The sequence below is a fragment of the Idiomarina sp. genome, assembly GCF_048265525.1.
GTDB lineage: Bacteria > Pseudomonadota > Gammaproteobacteria > Enterobacterales > Alteromonadaceae > Idiomarina.
Genome location: NZ_JBLXBI010000002.1, coordinates 92555 through 111085, shown reverse-complemented (window position 1 = coordinate 111085; position 18531 = coordinate 92555). Strand labels below are relative to the sequence as shown.

The 18531-nt window shown below is 48.3% G+C and carries 17 protein-coding genes; 8 read left to right on the top strand and 9 right to left on the bottom strand.

Annotated features, from left to right (window positions below; genetic code table 11):
- Position 1: 1 nt before the first annotated feature.
- On the bottom strand, positions 2–1390 hold the full coding sequence (locus ACN0TF_RS06045) for a cytochrome ubiquinol oxidase subunit I (protein ID WP_417441183.1): 1389 nt from the start codon (positions 1388–1390) through the stop codon (positions 2–4).
- 132 nt (positions 1391–1522) lie between these two features.
- A complete protein-coding gene (gene alr / locus ACN0TF_RS06040) occupies positions 1523–2614 on the bottom strand; it encodes an alanine racemase (RefSeq protein WP_417441182.1) in 1092 nt (363 codons plus the stop codon).
- 139 nt (positions 2615–2753) lie between these two features.
- Between alr and ACN0TF_RS06035 the strand changes: the two genes are divergently transcribed.
- Genes ACN0TF_RS06035 through ACN0TF_RS06025 form a run of 3 tightly spaced genes read left to right on the top strand, consistent with a single transcriptional unit; the run spans position 2754 to position 6261 of the window.
- A complete protein-coding gene (locus ACN0TF_RS06035; RefSeq protein WP_417441181.1) occupies positions 2754–4793 on the top strand; it encodes a S9 family peptidase in 2040 nt (679 codons plus the stop codon).
- Positions 4790–5611 (top strand): prephenate dehydratase, encoded by an 822-nt coding sequence (locus ACN0TF_RS06030; protein WP_417441180.1) that lies wholly within the window; start codon positions 4790–4792, stop codon positions 5609–5611. The genes ACN0TF_RS06035 and ACN0TF_RS06030 overlap by 4 nt, the downstream gene beginning before the upstream one ends.
- The gene (locus ACN0TF_RS06025; protein ID WP_034819333.1) at positions 5611–6261 is read left to right on the top strand and encodes an alpha/beta hydrolase; all 651 of its coding nucleotides are present in this window, start codon (positions 5611–5613) and stop codon (positions 6259–6261) included. Before ACN0TF_RS06030 ends, ACN0TF_RS06025 begins: the two co-directional genes overlap by 1 nt.
- Positions 6262–6297: 36 nt before the next feature.
- Here ACN0TF_RS06025 and ACN0TF_RS06020 read toward each other — a convergent pair whose 3' ends face one another.
- Entirely contained in the window at positions 6298–7386 is a 1089-nt protein-coding gene (locus ACN0TF_RS06020) for an ATP-grasp domain-containing protein (RefSeq protein WP_417441179.1), read from the bottom strand.
- Positions 7383–7874, bottom strand: coding sequence for a 5-(carboxyamino)imidazole ribonucleotide mutase (gene purE / locus ACN0TF_RS06015; protein WP_011233299.1), 492 nt, complete (start codon positions 7872–7874; stop codon positions 7383–7385). Before purE ends, ACN0TF_RS06020 begins: the two co-directional genes overlap by 4 nt.
- A 186-nt stretch (positions 7875–8060) precedes the next feature.
- Between purE and ACN0TF_RS06010 the strand changes: the two genes are divergently transcribed.
- The 3 genes from ACN0TF_RS06010 (at position 8061) to ACN0TF_RS06000 (ending at position 10736) form a co-directional block, all read left to right on the top strand.
- Entirely contained in the window at positions 8061–8606 is a 546-nt protein-coding gene (locus tag ACN0TF_RS06010; protein WP_034819335.1) for a hydrolase, read from the top strand.
- Positions 8607–8789: 183 nt separating this feature from the next.
- A complete protein-coding gene (locus tag ACN0TF_RS06005) occupies positions 8790–8996 on the top strand; it encodes a cold-shock protein (RefSeq protein ID WP_011233297.1) in 207 nt (68 codons plus the stop codon).
- A 168-nt stretch (positions 8997–9164) separates the two neighbouring features.
- A complete protein-coding gene (locus ACN0TF_RS06000; protein ID WP_417441178.1) occupies positions 9165–10736 on the top strand; it encodes a PAS domain-containing methyl-accepting chemotaxis protein in 1572 nt (523 codons plus the stop codon).
- On the opposite strand, the gene cysE is transcribed toward ACN0TF_RS06000, so the two are convergent.
- The 4 genes from cysE to ACN0TF_RS05980 form a co-directional block, all read right to left on the bottom strand.
- The gene (gene cysE / locus ACN0TF_RS05995) at positions 10733–11560 is read right to left on the bottom strand and encodes a serine O-acetyltransferase (protein WP_417441177.1); all 828 of its coding nucleotides are present in this window, start codon (positions 11558–11560) and stop codon (positions 10733–10735) included. The genes ACN0TF_RS06000 and cysE overlap by 4 nt on opposite strands.
- Before the next feature lie 9 nt (positions 11561–11569).
- The gene (locus ACN0TF_RS05990; protein WP_034819343.1) at positions 11570–12028 is read right to left on the bottom strand and encodes a DUF2489 domain-containing protein; all 459 of its coding nucleotides are present in this window, start codon (positions 12026–12028) and stop codon (positions 11570–11572) included.
- Complete coding sequence (locus ACN0TF_RS05985) at positions 12028–12441, bottom strand: GTPase-activating protein (RefSeq protein ID WP_034819346.1); 414 nt, start codon at positions 12439–12441, stop codon at positions 12028–12030. The genes ACN0TF_RS05990 and ACN0TF_RS05985 overlap by 1 nt, the downstream gene beginning before the upstream one ends.
- A gap of 611 nt (positions 12442–13052) precedes the next feature.
- Positions 13053–13679, bottom strand: coding sequence for a c-type cytochrome (locus ACN0TF_RS05980; protein ID WP_417441176.1), 627 nt, complete (start codon positions 13677–13679; stop codon positions 13053–13055).
- 195 nt (positions 13680–13874) lie between these two features.
- On the opposite strand from ACN0TF_RS05980, the gene yihA reads away from it, so the two are divergent.
- Both yihA and ACN0TF_RS05970 read left to right on the top strand, forming a co-directional pair.
- Positions 13875–14495: a ribosome biogenesis GTP-binding protein YihA/YsxC gene (yihA, locus tag ACN0TF_RS05975; RefSeq protein WP_011233291.1), complete on the top strand. Its 621-nt coding sequence runs from the start codon at positions 13875–13877 to the stop codon at positions 14493–14495.
- On the top strand, positions 14482–15393 hold the full coding sequence (locus tag ACN0TF_RS05970) for a DMT family transporter (protein ID WP_417441175.1): 912 nt from the start codon (positions 14482–14484) through the stop codon (positions 15391–15393). The genes yihA and ACN0TF_RS05970 overlap by 14 nt, the downstream gene beginning before the upstream one ends.
- A gap of 127 nt (positions 15394–15520) precedes the next feature.
- Here ACN0TF_RS05970 and polA read toward each other — a convergent pair whose 3' ends face one another.
- Positions 15521–18286: a DNA polymerase I gene (polA, locus tag ACN0TF_RS05965; RefSeq protein ID WP_417441174.1), complete on the bottom strand. Its 2766-nt coding sequence runs from the start codon at positions 18284–18286 to the stop codon at positions 15521–15523.
- Positions 18287–18531 lie beyond the last annotated feature (245 nt).

Below are 18531 nucleotides of genomic sequence, written 5' to 3'. Positions count from 1 at the left end.
CTTACACCTCCTCATCGTAAATGCGCTCAGCGGCCATAGTGGGCTTATGCTTCGCGTAGTCGGGAATAGCAACCTGTTCAGGGTTCCCCGCCATTTTGCGCAGAATGTAAAAAGTGCCCGCACCAAAAACGAGGAAATACACCACAATAAAGGCTATCAGGCTGCCTGCCACTCCGGCTTTATCAATCGGCGATGCCGCATCGGCGGTGCGCAACAGGCCATAGACCACCCAGGGCTGACGCCCCACTTCGGTGACAATCCAGCCGGCAATGACCGCCACAAAGCCCATGGGCCCCATAAATAAACTGAAACGTAGCAAGGTTTTATTGTCGTACAGTTTGCCGCGCAGGCGCTGGAAGCCTGACCAGAGTCCGGCAAGCACCATCAGCATGCCCACGCCGACCATTATCCGGAAGGCCCAGAATACGGTAGCCACCGGCGGCCAGTCTTCCCGCGGGAACTGGTCAAGACCGGTTACTTCTGCGTCTATATCGTGTTTCAGAATGATGCTGGCAAGACCCGGAACTTTCAGGGCGTAGTCCACTTCCGCGGTTTCTTCATTCGGCATACCGAATAAATACAACGGTGCCCGGGCTTCGGTATGGAAGTGCCCTTCCATCGCCGCGACTTTCGAGGGTTGATGCTCCTGCGTATTCAGTCCGTGGAAGTCTCCGACAAGAACCTGCAGGGGTGCCACAATGAGTGCCATCCACATGGCCATGGAGAACATTTTACGGGCGGCGGCGTTGGTTTTGTCTTTCAGCAAATGCCAGGCACCCACTGCGCCGACCACAAAGGCCACTGTCAGATAGGCTGCCAGCAGCATGTGCGCCAGCCGATAAGGGAAAGACGGGTTAAACACCACCTCAAACCAGTCGGTGACCACGAACTGCCCTACGTCATTCATAGCGTAACCAGCGGGCGTCTGCATCCAGCTGTTTACCGATAAAATCCAGAAGGCTGAAATAGCGGTGCCCACCGCGACCATCAGGGTAGCGAAGAAGTGTAACTTCTCGCCCACCTTGTTCATACCGAACAGCATAACGCCAAGGAACCCGGCTTCAAGGAAGAACGCAGTGAGTACTTCGTAACCCATTAGCGGGCCGATAACCGGACCGACTTTATCAGAAAATACCGACCAATTAGTGCCGAACTGGTAGCTCATGACAATACCGGAGACCACGCCCATACCAAAGGCCACAGCGAAAATCTTCACCCAGTAACGGAACAATTGCTGGTACACCGGGTTGCGGGTTTTGAGGTACAGGCCTTCGAGAACCGCCAGGTAACTGGCAACCCCAATGGTAAAGGCAGGAAAAATAATGTGAAACGCGATGGTAAACGCGAACTGGAAGCGCGCTAAAAACAGTGCGTCAAAACTTTCGAACATAGCAAGCACCCTTAATTAAGGTTTGTCTCAAGTATACGCTTTTGTTGACAAAGATCAGGGGTGCCGATGTAAAACTTGTAGGATAAATACTAATAAATGCCATACTTTTTGTATGGCTAATGAACGAAAAGCCTATACAAGTACTCTGGGAACCCGGCCGCTAACGCCGGTCAGCAAGTGCCAGGAAATAGTATCAGCACAGGCGGCTACTTCTCGCACGTCAATATTAGCTCCCCAAAGCTCGACATCATCACCTAACTGCAGGTTTTCAATACCGGTAACATCAATCGTCAGCATGTCCATAGAGACTCGTCCGGCCAAACCCACTCGTTTGCCGCGGATCATCGCCGGTGTGCCATTTTTCGCTTGCCGTGGGTAACCGTCAGCGTAGCCCATAGCAACTGTCGCTATCACACTGGGTTTATCGGCACTCCAACCACTGCCGTAACCTACCGACTCGCCTTTTTCCAGCTGGTGCAATGCAATAACCGGAGCAACTAAGCGCATTGCAGGCTTCAGTTCTGCCTGCACTTCAGTCACCGTAGACGGATTCACACCATAAAGCAGTAAACCGGCTCTGGCCCAGTCATTGTCCTGAAGTGACCACTGAGTGTCTGGGTTTAAAAGTCCGGCTGAGTTGTGAAAGCTCCGTGCCTGATAGTCGTTAAGGGTTTCCGACAACTGGCAGAATTGCTGTTTTTGACGGGCATTTAAACGATGCTCTGCATCGGCGTTGGCTAAGTGCGACATTAAGGTTACACCGGCGACATTCTTGCTTGCACGCAGGCGCTTTAATGCTTGCGGTGCCTGCTCTTCAGACCAGCCAAGCCGGTGCATACCGGTGTCCACTTTTAACCAGACCCACAAAGGGCTAGTCAACTGCGCCTGCTCAATGTACTCAAGTTGCTGTTCACAATGCACCACCGGGCTCAACTGATGTTCACAACACAGGTTCAGTTCAGTCGCTGAGAAGCACCCTTCCAATATTACCAAGGGCCCTTTGTAACCGGTTTCACGGACCGCTAACGCTTCTTCCATAAAACCCGCAGCCATGCCATCAACCAGCTCTGCCAATGCCTTAACCGCGGGAGCGACGCCGTGTCCGTAACCGTCAGCTTTCACTACGCCCAGAAGTTTTCCACCAGCCATTTTACGACGTACCCACTTAGCGTTGTGCTGTATAGCGGAGGAAGAAATCTCAGCGCGAGTTTGGCGGTAGTGCATGGGGTTTCCTTTTTAATTTTCGTCCGGCTTTTCGAAAAGGCCTTCAGTTTACCGTATTTTCCAACAACTTGAACGGAACTCTTTGCATCGCTCCGCAAGCTTGAGTAACGTAAAGCCATAACCCAAAAGGAGAATAACAATGTGGTTAAAGCAATCTGTCATTGCCGGTAGCTTAGCGCTACTTTTTACTTCCGTTCCAGCCTTATCACAAGAAACATTTCAGGCGGACGATATTTTCCAGCTTGAATACGCTAATCAGGTCAGTATTTCACCCGACGGCAAATACATTGCGTATATCCGCAACAGCTTTGATGACATGAAAGACAGTACCCGGCGCTCATTATGGCTAATTGATACCGAAACCGGTCAACATTTACCGATTTTTGACGATCAGTTTAACTACGGCAGCCTCGCCTGGTCGAATGACGGTACTCGCCTTGCCTTTGCCTCTAACCGTTCTGAAAAGAACCAAATTCATGTGCACTGGATTAAAGAGCAACGCACCGCCAAAGTCACTCACGTAAGCGAAAGCCCGGGCAGTATTAGCTGGTCTAACGACGACACCCAACTGGCTTTTACTATGTCGGTTAAAGCCGAAGCTACGCCTTTTGCTAAAAGTGTGAAAAAGCCAACAAAGCCTAAAGGCGCTAAGTGGTCTGACTCTCCCATTATTGTTCAGGAAGCCTATTATCAGCGTGATGGTCGTGGCGTGTTAGAACCCGCGCATACCCAAATTTTTGTGGTACCTGCAGAAGGTGGCAGCGCTCGTCAGCTAACCGATGGCCCATACCGGCACGCTGGCTCTCTGGCCTGGACTGCCGACGACAAACATTTGATTTTTTCGGGCAACCGTTCTGAAGACTGGGCCTATCAGGTAAATGAAAGTGACTTGTACAGCGTTAACTTAGATTCAAAAGAAGTGACTCAGGTGACCGATAAACCCGGTCGCGAGTCATCACCACAGTTCTCACCAAACGGCGAACATTTAGCTTACTTACACAGCTCTAACGAGCCGGTGCCTTACCATAAATCACAATTGTGGATCATGGACTGGAGTGAGCGCTCGGAAGCCGAGCTACAGGCTGACTTCGACCGTTCTTTCAGCTCACCACAGTGGACAGGCAATGATTCACTTGCGGTTTCTTACGCCGATCAGGGCAAAACCGTGGTTGCTGATGTCACCTTGAGCAATGAGCTGACGAATCGGGTGGATGATGTTTCCGGTGTTTACGTTAGCCGCCCTTATACCATGGGCTCATTCACTGCCTCTCAGACCGGTGCAATTGCCTACACCAAAGGCTCCGAATATCGCCCCGCCGATGTCGGTTATCAGCCGCAAGGGGGCGAGGCGGTTCAGTTTACTCAGCTAAATGAAGACCTGCTTGGTCACCGTAAACTGGGGGAAGTTCACGAAATTCGCTACGAGTCGCGCTATGACGGCCAGGAAATTCATGGCTGGTATATTACGCCGCCGAATTACGATGACAGCAAAGAGTATCCATTGTTGTTAGAAGTGCATGGTGGCCCTCACCTGTCTTACGGCCCGCACTTTGCTGCAGAGCACCAGCGCTACGCAGCGGAAGGCTATGTAGTGCTTTATGTAAACCATCGCGGCAGTACCTCTTACGGTAAAGATTTTGCCATGCTGCTGGACGGTAACTACTCATCACCTTATGACTTTGCCGACCACATGAGCGGCATTGATTTACTCATTGATAAAGGTATTGCTGACTCCAACAACCTATTTATTGCTGGTGGTTCAGCCGGTGGAATTGCTACAGCCTATGCTGTCGGCCTAACTAACCGTTTTAATGCCGCGGCAGCCACTAACCCGGTGATTAACTGGGTCAGTAAAGTACTGACGGCTGACAGCTCAATTGGTCAAATTACTAACCAGTTCCCGGGTATGCCATGGGAAGAACTGGAGCATTACTGGCAACGTTCACCGCTGTCTATGGTGGGTGACGTTGAAACACCTGTACTGCTGTTTACAGGAGAGAAGGACCGCCGTACGCCAATATCGGAAACAGAACAGTTCTACCAGGCGTTGAAGCTGCAAAAAGTTGATACCGCTATGGTGCGCGTGCCCGGTGCTTTTCACGGTGTTACGGCTCGCCCTTCTAATATGATAGCCAAAATTGAACACGCTCTGGCGTGGTTTGAGCAGTATAAGAAATGAGAATAGCGACACTGGGCCCTGCCGGCACCTTTTCAGAGGTTGCGGCAGGGCTTTATCAACCCGAAAAACAGCACCAAATTCAGTTACTGGACAGTCTGGTAAGTTGTCTGGACGCTATTGGTAATGACTGCGACGCTGCGGTTGTGCCTATTGAAAATTTAACCGAGGGCTTTGTCTCTCCTGTTGTGGACTACCTGGTTCAGCGTCCGTTACATATTCAGGCGGAAATTCGCATTCCGGTTGGTTTTCAGTGCCTGGCCAATAGTGCTCAGCCGCAGCAAATATGGGCACAGTTCGTCGCCGCCGGTCAATGCAATCAGTATCTGAATGGATTGGGGCTTCCGGTTATACACACCGCAAGTAATGCGTTGTCGCTCGATGCGTTGCTGGCCACTGAAAAGCCATCTGCGGCAGTGGTTCCCAAGCACGTAAACTGCCCCGCTTCATTACAGATTCTGAACAGCAAAATTGCTGACAACCCACGTAACGAAACGCGCTTCGTGGTATTATCTGCAACGTCTGAAACGCCGGAATTTGATAAAAGTACGCATTGGAAAAGCAGTTTACTGCTCATTGACGACAACGACCATCCGGGTTTATTGGTCGACAGCTTACAAGTTTTTGCGAAACAGCAAATCAACTTAACCTCCATTGTTTCAAGACCGGCGGGCAGTCAGTTTGGTGACTATCATTTCTTTATCGATTTTGACGGGCACCTCAGCGAGCCAGGTGTAGCAGCCGCTTTGCAGGAACTGGCTAAAATGAACAACATTCACTGGCTGGGTTCGTACCCGGCCGCAGCTATAGGGAATCAGTAATGTCTCTGGAAGTTATTAAACATGAGCCGGCGGGTAACGCCGATGCAGTCATAATTTGGCTTCACGGTTTAGGTGCGTCCGGTAACGACTTTGTACCCATGACAGAGCATATAAAAATCGCTAATGCGCAGATTCGCTTTTTATTTCCGCATGCTCCGCAAATGCCGGTCACCATAAATCAGGGCATGGTCATGCCAGCCTGGTATGACATTACGGACATGAGCATTGATCGCCAAATTGACAGCCAGCAACTGCGCGAGTCAGCAGCTAAAGTGCACGCCATGATCGACGAACAAGTTGCTCAGGGCATAGACAGTAAGCGCATTATTATTGCCGGGTTTTCACAAGGTGGCGCGGTGGGTTATGAAGCGGCTTTAACTTACCCTAAACCACTGGCCGGTTTAATGGCGCATTCCACTTATTTTGCTACCGCCGGTGACATTGAGGTAAATGAAGCCAACGCGCAACTGCCTATTTTGGTTCAGCACGGTACGCAGGACCCGGTCGTGCCGGAAGTTCTGGGACAAAAAGCCTGTGCGGTATTAAAAGAGAAAGGTTTTACAGTGACGTATCAGACCTACCCAATGCCACATTCACTGTGTATGGAGCAGGTTCAGGATATGCAGAAATGGCTGAATGAGCGGTTTTAGCCGCTCATTCGCAGAATTATTAACGCCCTAAAAAGTTTAGCCAACCAGTAGTTGCAGCTTTTCAGCCCAACTGCTGGCCAGGTTCTCGCCGCGTTCAAACGAATCAATCATGATATTAACGTGACCCACTTTACGCCCGGGACGTGCCTCTTTACCGTACCAGTGACAGTCGGCAGCGGCGGCTTCCCACAAAGCTTCCGGAATACCGGCAACACCAATTACGTTCACCATTAATGTCGGCGCGATCAGCAAGTCCGGCAATGGCAAGCCGGTAATAGCACGTATATGCAAATTAAACTGATCGCAGTTAGCACCGCTCATCGTCCAGTGACCGGAATTATGAACCCGCGGTGCCACTTCGTTCACCAGCAAGTGTTGGTTGTCACCTTCATCGACAACGAAGAACTCAATGGCTAATACACCGACGTAATCCAGTGCATTGGTCAGTTTCTGATGATGTTCTTTGGCTAAGGCTTCCAGTTCTTTTGAAAAATGCTCTGCACCCGCCAGGCTATACGACAAAATACCCTGGGTATGCACGTTCAACGTCAGCGGGAAACAACGCTGTTCACCTTTATGTGAACGCGCACCGACAACCGACACTTCATCGGTAAAATCGATCATATCTTCAACAATACCCGGACGTTGCCCGGCGTCTTCCGCAACGGCTGCAATGTCGTCACCCGGACGCCAGCGCCACTGACCTTTGCCATCGTAACCGCCTTTTGCCGATTTAATGACAACCGCATGGTCGCAGGCGTTTAAAATAGCGCTTAACTCAGCTGCGTTTTCGTATGCCTTCCAGGCCGATGTAGGTATATCCAACTCATCGCACAAGGCTTTTTGAGAACGACGGTCAACCAGTTGATTAAAGCGTTCAGGTTGCAACAGAAACTTGTCGGCAGCTTTAGCCACCAGCTCTTCACCTAAGTGCTCGTGCTCCCAGGTAGTGACATCAGCCCATTCATTCGCTTCCGCTAACGTCATCGATAACGGCTGCTGGCTACCCAATGCCATGACCTGATCTTGCCGGTCGCTGTATAAAACACATTCATGGCCCTGCTGAATAACAGCTTTACCCAGCATTTGCCCTAACTGGCCGTTACCAAGGATCAGGATTTTCATTTTGGTAATTCCAAGTCTGAGTTAGCCATCACTTTTTCTTTTTGTGCAGTGCGGAATTCGTGTACCCGTTTGCGCACGTCACTGTCAAAGCTGCCAATAACCTGTGCCGCCAGTAAGCCTGCGTTTGCCGCGCCGGCATCGCCAATAGCCAGAGTACCAACAGCGACACCCTTAGGCATTTGCACAATAGACAATAAGCTGTCTAAACCTTTTAACTGCTTGCTCGGAACCGGCACACCAAACACTGGAATAGCAGTATAAGCCGCCAGCATACCCGGTAAATGAGCAGCACCACCGGCACCGGCGATAACCACAGGCACACCATCTTGTTCCGCTTGTTCCATGGTGGATTTAAGTAAGTCCGGCGTGCGGTGTGCAGAGACCACTTTCGCCTGCCATTTAATGCCCAGAGACTCGAGCATTTCTGCCGCTTTTTGCATTACCGGCCAATCGGACTGGGAACCCATTAGAATCAATACCGGAGCCATGGTGTCACCTTTTATTTACTGTTTGGATGTGCATCTGCATTTGGAAAGGCGGGGATTGTAGCCATTGACCGCCTTAACTGCAAATTTCACGCATAATTATTAACCAAGTTTAGACTTTTTGCTGATGGTAGTGTTAATCAGCTAGAGTTAGTATCTGTTATCACTTAGTACCAACAGGAATACATCATGCTACTTTCTGCGAAAGACTCTTTACTACTGATTGTTGATGCTCAGGAGAAGTTGCTGCCAGCCATCCACCAACGCGATGTGGTTACTTCTCGTATGCGCTGGCTGGGTGAAATTGCCATGCAGCTGGATTTGCCTATTCTTATTACTGAACAGTATCCGAAAGGTTTAGGTTACACCGTTGATAGCCTGCAAGATATTATTGAAGCGGCGCGAGTGGTTGAAAAGACCCACTTTAGTGCGCTGCGTGACGACACTTTTCGCGATGTGCTATCCGAGTACAATAAAAAGCATGTGGTTATTATGGGCATGGAAACCCACGTCTGTGTCTTGCAAACAGCAATAGAGCTTCAGGCTTCGGGTTATCAGGTCTTCTTACCCGCTGACACAGTAGGCTCGCGCCGCCCTACAGACAAGGACAGTGCCATTGAGCGCATGCGAAACGCCGGCGTTGAAATTATTACTTCAGAGATGGCGGCATTTGAATGGTTAGAGAAGTCCGGCACCGATACTTTTCGCCATATCAGCCGTAACTGGTTAAAATAACGCAAGGTATTGTTGACTCGGGTTATATTAAGCGTATACTCGAAACCGCTGAGAAAATTTCGGCTATTGATTTGAGATTTTTTACGAAGTCCTTTTTGCTGTACCTCGTTTTGTAAGTCCAAGTAATACCTAAGTTTTTTGAGCAATACATTGATTTCAACATGCACTACGAGGAATATCAGCATGTCTACTACTACTGGTAAAGTAAAATTCTTTAACGAAGCTAAAGGCTTCGGTTTCATCGAACAAGAAAACGGCGCAGACGTTTTCGTACATTTCAGCGCTATTCAGTCTGACGGTTTTAAAACTCTGGCAGAAGGCCAGCAGGTTTCTTTCACCGTAGCTCAAGGCCCTAAAGGTCCACAAGCTGAAAACGTAGTTCCTATGTAAGGAACCTTCGTTGCCCTTACGGGTATCGAACGTTTACACAAAGAATTTCAAAAACGTCGCTTTTAGCGGCGTTTTTTTATGGCTAAATGCCTACTTCGCTAAACTTTTTCTAGAAAATCACGATAACCTTACTAATATTGATGTTAATCAAACAACTTTAAGGCGCTTATGAAAAATAATGGTCCGGTAACAGGAAAGGAAAGCCGCTTTCCAGACCACTATCGGTTGATATCTTCAACCGATCTAAAAGGGGTCATCAGACACTGTAACGAAGACTTCGTTAATATTAGTGGCTATACTCGCGACGAACTAATTGGTTCACCGCACAACCTTTTGCGTCACCCCGATATGCCGGCCAGCGTTTTCGAGCATATGTGGAAAACCATTAAACGCGGCAAACCCTGGATGGGCTTAGTTAAAAACCGCTGTAAAAATGGCGACCACTATTGGGTCAGTGCTTATGTTACGCCAATAATGGAGAACGATAAGCCGGTGGGTTTCGAATCGGTGCGGGTTGCCACCTCAGATGAACTCAAAAGACGCGCACAAGGCGTTTATGACAGGCTTAACGCCGGTAAACATGCCGTTCCACTTGGCAAACGTATATGGCTAGGCTGTAAAGATTTAATACCCGTGATAGTTCCCGGTGTGATAGCCAGTGCCATTATAGCCTTACTAGGTGACCCCGTAGCGGCACTTATCACTTTAGCAGGTACGGCGGTATCAACGCTTGCTTATGGCGCCTATGTTGGCCGTATGCTGCAAGGGCTATTAACTTTGCGCATAGATGCTTTCGACTCTGAGCTGGTCGGTATGACTTACTTCGACAAGCAGGGCCGGGAAGCCAGGCTTGCTATGCAGCTCATTAGCGAAGGCGCTCGTAACCGAACCGCTTTAAGTCGCATGAAAGACGCGGTCGGCGGTCTTCTGAAAGTTACCGAAGATACATACAATCAGGCACAGTTAAGCAGTCAGCACGTCGATAAACAGACCGCTGCTACCCAGCAGACTGCAACCGCAATGAACCAGATGGCGACCGCTATTCAGGAAGTGGCCGACACAATAGAGCGTAATGCGGAGCAGGCCGAATCAGCCAAAACCAACATTGACGAAAGTGTCGGGCTGGCGAGAGAAGCCAGTGAAGTTATTATCAGGCTGCATGACGCAGTAAAAGAAATAGCCAAAACGGTGGAAGAGCTTGATCAATCTACCGGGGCTATCGGCGAAGCCGCTGATTTAATCTCATCTATTGCTGACCAGACCAACTTATTGGCATTGAACGCCGCAATTGAAGCCGCTCGTGCCGGTGAACACGGCCGCGGATTTTCCGTGGTCGCTGACGAGGTTCGCTCTCTGGCCTCAAGAACCACTCAGTCCACCGAAGGTATTCACAAAGTTATTCAGCAACTGCGCGATCGTGCCCGTAATGCCGTAGAAGTATCGAAACAAGGCGAGCAGGCAGCATCGGAAGGGGTGGAAAAAGTTCGTTTAGCGGACAGCGCGCTGGGTGAAATTTCAGTGGCAATTCGGGAGATTTCTGACATGTCAGCGCAAATGGCGTCTGCTGTCGAAGAGCAAAGTGGGGTTGCCGACCATATCAGCGAACAAATCACTCAGATTGCCGATACTGCTCGCGAGACTCAAAAAACGGCAGATCAAACTCAGCACTCAAGCAACGAACTGCAAAATACCAGCAAAGAGCTGTATTCATTGATTGAGCGCTTTAACTTAAAAAGTTAATGGTTCTGCTCATCTGATGCAGAAGCATCATCTTTGTGGGCGCGTCGTTTAGCGGCGCGTTCGCTTTCTTCCAGAAACTCGACGTCATCCATATCAACTTCAGGGATCTCTCCGCAGACATCGCCACCTAGCTTATTAACCGCCTGGCATAGGTCAGACACTTTGTTATCCAGCACCTGCACATGATCCAACATCCGGCCTATTGCTGTTGCCACCGGATCAGGATTATCTGCCGAGATAGCGTAAGCATCAAAACCGTATTCCTGAGCCATTTTCTTGCGCCGCTCAGTCGTTTCTTTATCAACACCAGACTGAGCCACGCGAGCCGGAATGCCTACGACCGTTGTTAACTCGGGTACATCGCGGACAACGACGGCATTAGAACCAATGCGAGCAGACTTTCCCACCGTAATTGGACCCAGTACTTTAGCGCCGGCTCCAATAACTACTCCGTCCTTCAGGGTCGGGTGCCGCTTACCTTTATTCCAGCTTGTACCACCAAGAGTAACACCATGGTAAAGAGTGACATCATCACCAATTTCAGCCGTTTCTCCAATAACCACACCCATGCCGTGGTCGATAAAGAAGCGACGGCCAATTTTAGCCCCGGGATGGATCTCGATACCGGTAAGCCAGCGTGAAATATTAGACACAAAACGGGCAAGCCAATACAGTTTCCAGCCCCAAAGTTTGTGGCTTATGCGATGAAACCAGGTGGCATGAAGCCCCGGATAGTGAAATAACACTTCCATGGTATTGCGCGCAGCGGGGTCTCTTGCAAAAACGCTAGCTATATCTTCTTTTACACCTTTAAAAAACGCCATGCCGCCTCCTCAGGCCGCCGGAAATTGCTTTAATAGCTTATCAACGTCAGCAAGAATAATATCGCGCATGGACTTCTCATAGCCTTCCCGCTCGTCGTCCATTTCCTTCACTTTCTTCTTAGGAAACTTCTTACGCGATTCATGCGTTGGCATATGCTTAATTTTCTCGTACATATCGTGCATTGCAGGGTAGTCATTAGAGTAATCGTAATCGACCGCTTCAGGTCGATGATCAAGCAGTACCACAATTCTCAGGCATCCTTCAGACAGCGGGCATTGCTCCTGCTGCATGGCTTTGGCTATGGTAATAATGCTTTCATCAATACGGTCAACGCGTTTTTGCACCGCGGCTTCGCGAACTTGAGTCTGAGTGCGTAAACGCAGCACCAAAGTGGCTGCGTACCAACCCAGAGCGACAATAATCGCTATGCCTACAATGGCGATAATCCAATAGAGTTCGCTGGACATTAGCTCTCCTCGTCGTCCCATTCTTCATCGAGTTCATAACCCAGTTTGGCAATCAGCTGCTCGTAACGCTCAGATTTCTCGTCCAGGTAGCTTTGCTCTTCTGCTGTCAGAGACTCATCGTTTTCAAAGCGTTCAGCTAGTAGCTGCAGTTTGGTATCTTCCTGCAACTGCTTCAGCTCCTGTTCAGGTGTCATCACCAAAGCTATTTTACGACGACTTCCGTGCCGGGGATCTTTCTCATCCCCTTTTGTTTTGCTTTGCTGCAGAACTTTAGCCGATGAATGTCGCTGACCAGGCGCTTGTCCCTTTCCTTTTTTCTTGCCCTTGGATGCCGCATCTGTTGCGCGTGCATCTCTCGGAGTTTTAGGCTGTGCCAATGGTCCGGCCTTACGTGTCTTTTTCTGGCGAGTCATGGTCGCTCCTGAATAACAACTAATGTGGTCTATTGTAACGCAATAACGTGGATTACGTCAGTGGGGAGCAACGAATTACAAGTCTGAGATGATTTTTAGGCAAGAAAAAAGGCGATGCTTTCACATCGCCTGATTCTCTCATAAAATTGGCAGCGCACTGCAACTATGAGAATGGTTGTCACTGTTTCCGAGTTTTTATTGCGGTTTTCCGTAACCTGTCTGCTTTTTATTATTGTTATTATTAAGTGGAGCAACCGCGAGCCTGTTGGCTTTACTCCCTGGATTATCGAGAAATAAGATAACATCTGACTTTTCGATAACCTCTCGACCTCTTGTTATTTTTTTGTGTCGAGTCAGCTGTATTTTTACAGTCTTTTTATTATTTTCTCAAGGGCTTTTAACATCTTTTTTTTGTTTTTTTCTGTCTGGAAGCTCCCCGAGCGTTGTTAAGACTACTTGAACCAAATATTAATTCAATGATTTTATTGATCTAAAAAACCACTTTTTTATTACTTTTTGTTAACAAGGCACAAAAAAGCACATTGCTCATAACATTTTTCATAGCCATAAAAAAAGCGACCGAAGTCGCTTTTCTATCCGCAAATACGAATTTAATACAGACCACTCAAGAACTTAGACAGCAACTCAATTTCCTCATCTGTCATTTTCTCTGTAACGCCTTGCATCATTTCATTCGGGTCGTTTGCACGCTCACCGCTACGGAACATTTCTAACTGAGACTTGGTGTATGCGGCATGCTGACCTGAAATATCAGGAAAAGCAGCTAACCCCATGCCGTTACCACGAGGACCGTGACAACCGGCACATGAAGGCATGTTGGTCTCAGGGTTCCCGCGGCGGAATAAATCTTCGCCTTTAGCAATGATGTCTTCAGGAGTTTCGCCTTTCGGTGCATCCTTCGCTGCATAAAATGCAGCAAGGTCGGCCATGTCTTGTTCCGACAATGAAGCAACCTGTCCCATCATAATCGGGTTATTACGGCCTTCTTCGCCGCCAGTTTCGGAGGCCCGTTTGAAATCTTTCAGCTGCTTCAACAAATATTTTTCGTGCTGACCGGCCAAATGTGGGTACATATCGGTCGGAGATTCACCATTGGGTCCATGGCAAGCCGCACAAACTTGCGATTTCTCTTTTCCGGCTTCAGCGTCGCCGCTTTGTGCTACTGCGATACCGGCGGTACCGAAGAAAAGTCCCAAAAAGATTGCGAATTTTTTCATGTTTGCTTCTCTTCTGTTCTGGATGGCGCCACGCGCCCCAATAAATCACCTTAAGCAGGTTGCTATTTTACACAAAACTTGTGTGGATTAAATGATTAAAACCGAATCAATTGCTAAATGATCATTGGAGATACTGTCCGGATACTTCATAATGCGCGTAGATGTTCCGTTTTTTCAATAAAAGTGACCTTAATAGTGGCAGATCAGCAATTAGATTACGCATCGGCAAAATTTGTGACCAGTGCACCAGATATCAGCAAACTGCCGCCGGACTCAGGCATTGAAGTTGCTTTCGCCGGCCGTTCTAACGCGGGAAAATCCAGCGCGCTAAACACTCTGACTCGTCAAAAAGCTTTGGCCCGCACCAGTAAAACACCTGGACGGACTCAGTTAATTAACGTTTTTGAACTTACCACAGGTCAGCGACTGATAGATTTACCCGGCTACGGATTCGCTAAGGTTCCATTAGCTGTCAAAGAAAAGTGGCAACGCTCTTTAAGCGAGTACCTTCAGCAAAGGGACAGTTTAAAAGGCATCGTGGTATTAATGGATATTCGTCACCCTTTCCGCGAAACCGATCAGGAATTAATTTACTGGGCTGTAGACTGCGACCTGCCAGTACTGGCTTTATTAACTAAGGCTGACAAGCTCAAACAAGGCGCACGCAAATCAACCGTTTTAAAAGCCAAGCAAGCGGCAATTGCATTCAACGGCGACGTCCAGGTTGAAGCCTTTTCCTCATTGAAGCGCATAGGTGTCGAGCAAGTCGAAGAGAAACTCAACCAGTGGTATAGCAAAGAGTATGACGACGAATAATACGCCACCGCTTAGTGCCTGGTTATTATTAGGGTTACTCGCATTAATTTGGGGTAGCTCTTTTTTACTGATAAAAAAAGGCTTACTGGCCTTTGGTCCAATGGAAGTTGGCGCACTGCGCATCAGCTCAGCAGGACTTGTGCTTGCCCCTTTCATTGCCCGCCGACTGAATAAAATTACCCGCAAACATTGGTTAAAGCTGGCTAGTGTGGGGCTGGTTGGCAGTCTTATTCCGGCTTTTATGTTTGCCATTGCCCAAACACAGCTGGCAAGCGGCGTTACCGGAGTTCTTAATGCTTTAACCCCTATCGCAACACTGGTTATCGGTGCACTGTTCTTCCATCAGAAAGCGCGCTTAGCGCAGGTTATAGGTGTAGCCATTGGCTTGTTTGGTACTTTGCTTCTGGTTACCGCCTCGGCTAATGGCAGCTGGGACTTTAACCTGTACGCCTTATTAGTCCTGGCCGCAACAATTTGTTATGGCCTCAATTTGAACCTCATCAAGCACAAGATCAGTGACTTATCGCCGTTAACCATAACTGGCATATCTTTGCTTATGGCTGCCGTTCCGGCAACAATCTACTTGTTTGCAGGAACAGATTTTATGACTCAGGTTCAGCAGCCGGGCGCAATGTTGTCACTGTTTTCTGTTCTGGCTCTGGGCATTGCCGGAACAGCAGGCGCTTTGGTAATTTTTAATCATGTTGTGCAGCTTACCAATACCGTTTTTACCAGCTCGGTCACCTACCTAATTCCCATTGTCGCTCTTATATTGGGGATACTTGATGGCGAAGACTTTTGGTTGCAACAAGGGTTTGGAATGCTCGCCATTTTAGTTGGGGTTTGGTTCGCTAACCGAAGAGGCCGCTCCGGTATGGCTGGCATACCACAGAAATAGACAGAAAAAAGCCCGACTAAAAAGCCGGGCGAAAAGTAATCCAGGGAGAACAATTTTTTGAGGGAGGATTAATGCCCTCACTTGTTGTGACTAGACCCTTTATAAAAAGTTCAGACAATTCTTAAAATTAATGAGCTTCGTCCCAATTATTACCTTTACCAGCTTCCGCTATTAAAGGCACATCAAGGCTTGCAGCCTTTTCCATTACTTCAGTTAATTGTTCAATGTAATCTGTTAATTTCGACTCTTTTATTTCAAACACCAGTTCATCGTGAACTTGCATTAGCATACGCACATCATCCTGACAGTTATTACGGTCAATCCAGTCGGCAACCTGCAGCATGGCTTTCTTAATGATGTCGGCTGCAGTGCCCTGCATTGGTGCATTGATAGCCGCACGTTCCGCCCCTTTTCTACGGGCTCCATTACTGGCTTTGATATCCGGCAAGGGTAAACGACGTCCAAACAAGGTTTTAACGTAGCCCTGCTCTTTTGCCTGCTGGCGAGTGTCTTCCATGTAACGCAAAACTCCAGGGAAGCGTTCAAAATACTTGTCCATATAGTGCTGAGCTTCATGACGGGCAATACCCAGTTGCCGCGCAAGCCCAAAGGCTGACATACCGTAAATTAGCCCGAAGTTCACCGCTTTTGCCTGACGCCGCTGGTCATTAGTGACTTCATCAGCCTTACAGCCAAACACTTCAGCCGCTGTCGCACGGTGAATGTCCAGGCCTTCGGCAAAGGCTTTAAGCAAAGACTCATCTTGCGACAAGTGAGCCATAATGCGCAGTTCAATCTGGCTGTAGTCGATAGCGACAATCTTGTAGCCTTGCTCAGGAATAAAGGCCTGACGCACTCTGCGTCCTTCAGCGGTGCGGATAGGGATATTCTGCAGGTTAGGATCTGTTGAAGACAAACGGCCGGTTGCGGTAACCGCCTGCTGATACGAGGTGTGTACTCTTCCTGTATCTGGGTTAATCATCTTCGGCAACTTGTCGGTATAGGTTGATTTAAGCTTAGACAGGCCGCGGTGCTGCAGGATCACATCCGGCAAAGGGTAGTCATGTGCCAGCTCGTGCAAAACTTCTTCAGCCGTTGACGGCGCGCCTTTTGGCGTTTTCTTCACAATTGGCAACTCAAGCTTTTCGAAGAATATGCGTTGCAGTTGTTTCGGTGAGCCCAGGTTGAATTCTTCACCGGCAATTTCAAAAGCCTTTTTCTCCAGGGCATCAAGCTTTTCCGCAATTTCCTGACTTTGCTTACCCAGCAAGTTTGCGTCAATACGCACACCGTATTGTTCCATATCGCACAAAACAGGCACTAACGGCACTTCAATGTCGGTAAGAACACTTTGCAGCTCGCTGCCGGTTTCTTTTACTTTATTCCAGAGCACATCATGCAATCGGTAGGTAATGTCGGCATCTTCAGCAGCGTAGGGCCCAGCCTGCTCTAAAGCAATCTGATTAAACGTCAGTTGCTTAGCACCCTTACCTGCAATTTCTTCAAAACTAATGGTTTTGTGATTCAGGTAATGAAGGCTTAAGGTATCCATATCGTGCCGCGAACCAACACTGTTAAACACGTAGGAGGCAAGCATGGTGTCATTTAAAATTCCCGCTAAGCGGATTTTATAGCGACGCAGAATATGCGAGTCGTATTTCAGGTTTTGCCCCACTTTTTGCGGCTTTTCAGCTTCAAGTAAAGGCTTTAACTGCTCTAGTAACCAGTCCCGGCCAACCTGATCCGGCGCTTCCATATAATCATGCCCGACAGGTATATACACAGCTTCGCCAGGTGCCATGGCTAACGACACACCAACCAATTCAGCTTCCATATAATTAAGGCTGGTTGTCTCGGTATCAAAAGCAAAGTAATCGCATTTTTTCAGTTGCGTTATATAATCGCTGACGTCTTTTTCAGTCATCAATACACGGTACGCGTCTCTGTTTATATCGCTGGTCGGTTTTTCGCCATCGGTTTCACCCAGCGCCTGATCCGTTGCCGCACCAGTTTCCATTAATTCGCCAAGCCACCGGCGGAATTCACAACGACTGTAAAGCTCCTGCAGTTTTTCGCTGTCTGCCGTCTGTATTTTCAACTCTTCCGGTTGTAAGTCCATTGCCACATCGAGCTTAATGGTCGCCAGCTCGCGCGACATCAGCAGCTGTCCTTTATATTCATTAAGCTTAGCCGGCATAGATTTCGCACCACGAAAAGAGAGCTCAGTTACTGCATCCACATTTTCGTAAATAGCGTCAATGCTGGGAATACTTTGCAGCAGTGCCTGTGCTGTCTTTTCGCCCACTTTGGGCAAGCCTGGAATATTGTCCGAACTGTCACCCATAAGCGCTAAATAATCGATAATTTGGTTTGGCTTAACCCCAAACTTTTTCTCAACCCCTTCAGGGTCCATTAAAGTATCGGTCATGGTGTTAATGAGCATGACATGTTCATTGACCAGCTGAGCCATGTCTTTATCGCCGGTACTAATCAACGTAAAACGACCCTTGTCGCCGGCCTGGCGCGCCAGCGTGCCAATAACATCATCGGCTTCAACATCGTCAATGCAAAGCAGTGGTAAACCCATAGCCTGGACAATGTCATGCAAAGGTTTAATCTGGCTTCGCAGATCGTCTGGCATAGGCGGACGGTTTGCTTTGTAGTCCTGGTAAATGTCGCTACGAAAGGTTTTGCCTTTGGCATCAAAAACTACGGCCATATGGCTGGGTTTATAGCGCTTTAACAGGCTTCGAAGCATATTAACGACGCCGTAAATAGCTCCGGTCGGTTCACCTTTAGAGTTGGTTAAATGCGGCGGCGCATGAAAAGCGCGGAACAAATAAGAAGAACCATCGACAAGGATAAAAGGGTTTTCTGGAACAGATGTGGCCATAGTTAAGAACCTAAATTAAGCGTTACCTATAGGATGCCACAGAACGGCAATTCAGGCCACTGAACAGAGTGTGCATAACCTGTTAATAACTCTGTTAACAACGAGTCATGCCACAGCCGGAAGTTTGAATTTCCCCGTGTCCAAAATTTACTTAAGTTATTGATAGTATGGGATTTAAAACGGCAGGTTTCCCGAAATACCTAGTACTTTTTATTATTATGTTTCACTGTGGAAACTATTCTGCT

Excerpts from the sequence above, each read along its gene's own strand:
- ACN0TF_RS06045 (WP_417441183.1), bottom strand. The coding sequence starts at position 1,390 with ATGTTCGAAAGTTTTGACGCACTGTTTTTAGCGCGCTTCCAGTTCGCG.
- alr (WP_417441182.1), bottom strand. The coding sequence starts at position 2,614 with ATGCACTACCGCCAAACTCGCGCTGAGATTTCTTCCTCCGCTATACAG.
- ACN0TF_RS06035 (WP_417441181.1), top strand. The coding sequence starts at position 2,754 with ATGTGGTTAAAGCAATCTGTCATTGCCGGTAGCTTAGCGCTACTTTTT.
- ACN0TF_RS06030 (WP_417441180.1), top strand. The coding sequence starts at position 4,790 with ATGAGAATAGCGACACTGGGCCCTGCCGGCACCTTTTCAGAGGTTGCG.
- ACN0TF_RS06025 (WP_034819333.1), top strand. The coding sequence starts at position 5,611 with ATGTCTCTGGAAGTTATTAAACATGAGCCGGCGGGTAACGCCGATGCA.
- ACN0TF_RS06020 (WP_417441179.1), bottom strand. The coding sequence starts at position 7,386 with ATGAAAATCCTGATCCTTGGTAACGGCCAGTTAGGGCAAATGCTGGGT.
- purE (WP_011233299.1), bottom strand. The coding sequence starts at position 7,874 with ATGGCTCCGGTATTGATTCTAATGGGTTCCCAGTCCGATTGGCCGGTA.
- ACN0TF_RS06010 (WP_034819335.1), top strand. The coding sequence starts at position 8,061 with ATGCTACTTTCTGCGAAAGACTCTTTACTACTGATTGTTGATGCTCAG.
- ACN0TF_RS06005 (WP_011233297.1), top strand. The coding sequence starts at position 8,790 with ATGTCTACTACTACTGGTAAAGTAAAATTCTTTAACGAAGCTAAAGGC.
- ACN0TF_RS06000 (WP_417441178.1), top strand. The coding sequence starts at position 9,165 with ATGAAAAATAATGGTCCGGTAACAGGAAAGGAAAGCCGCTTTCCAGAC.
- cysE (WP_417441177.1), bottom strand. The coding sequence starts at position 11,560 with ATGGCGTTTTTTAAAGGTGTAAAAGAAGATATAGCTAGCGTTTTTGCA.
- ACN0TF_RS05990 (WP_034819343.1), bottom strand. The coding sequence starts at position 12,028 with ATGTCCAGCGAACTCTATTGGATTATCGCCATTGTAGGCATAGCGATT.
- ACN0TF_RS05985 (WP_034819346.1), bottom strand. The coding sequence starts at position 12,441 with ATGACTCGCCAGAAAAAGACACGTAAGGCCGGACCATTGGCACAGCCT.
- ACN0TF_RS05980 (WP_417441176.1), bottom strand. The coding sequence starts at position 13,679 with ATGAAAAAATTCGCAATCTTTTTGGGACTTTTCTTCGGTACCGCCGGT.
- ACN0TF_RS05970 (WP_417441175.1), top strand. The coding sequence starts at position 14,482 with ATGACGACGAATAATACGCCACCGCTTAGTGCCTGGTTATTATTAGGG.
- polA (WP_417441174.1), bottom strand. The coding sequence starts at position 18,286 with ATGGCCACATCTGTTCCAGAAAACCCTTTTATCCTTGTCGATGGTTCT.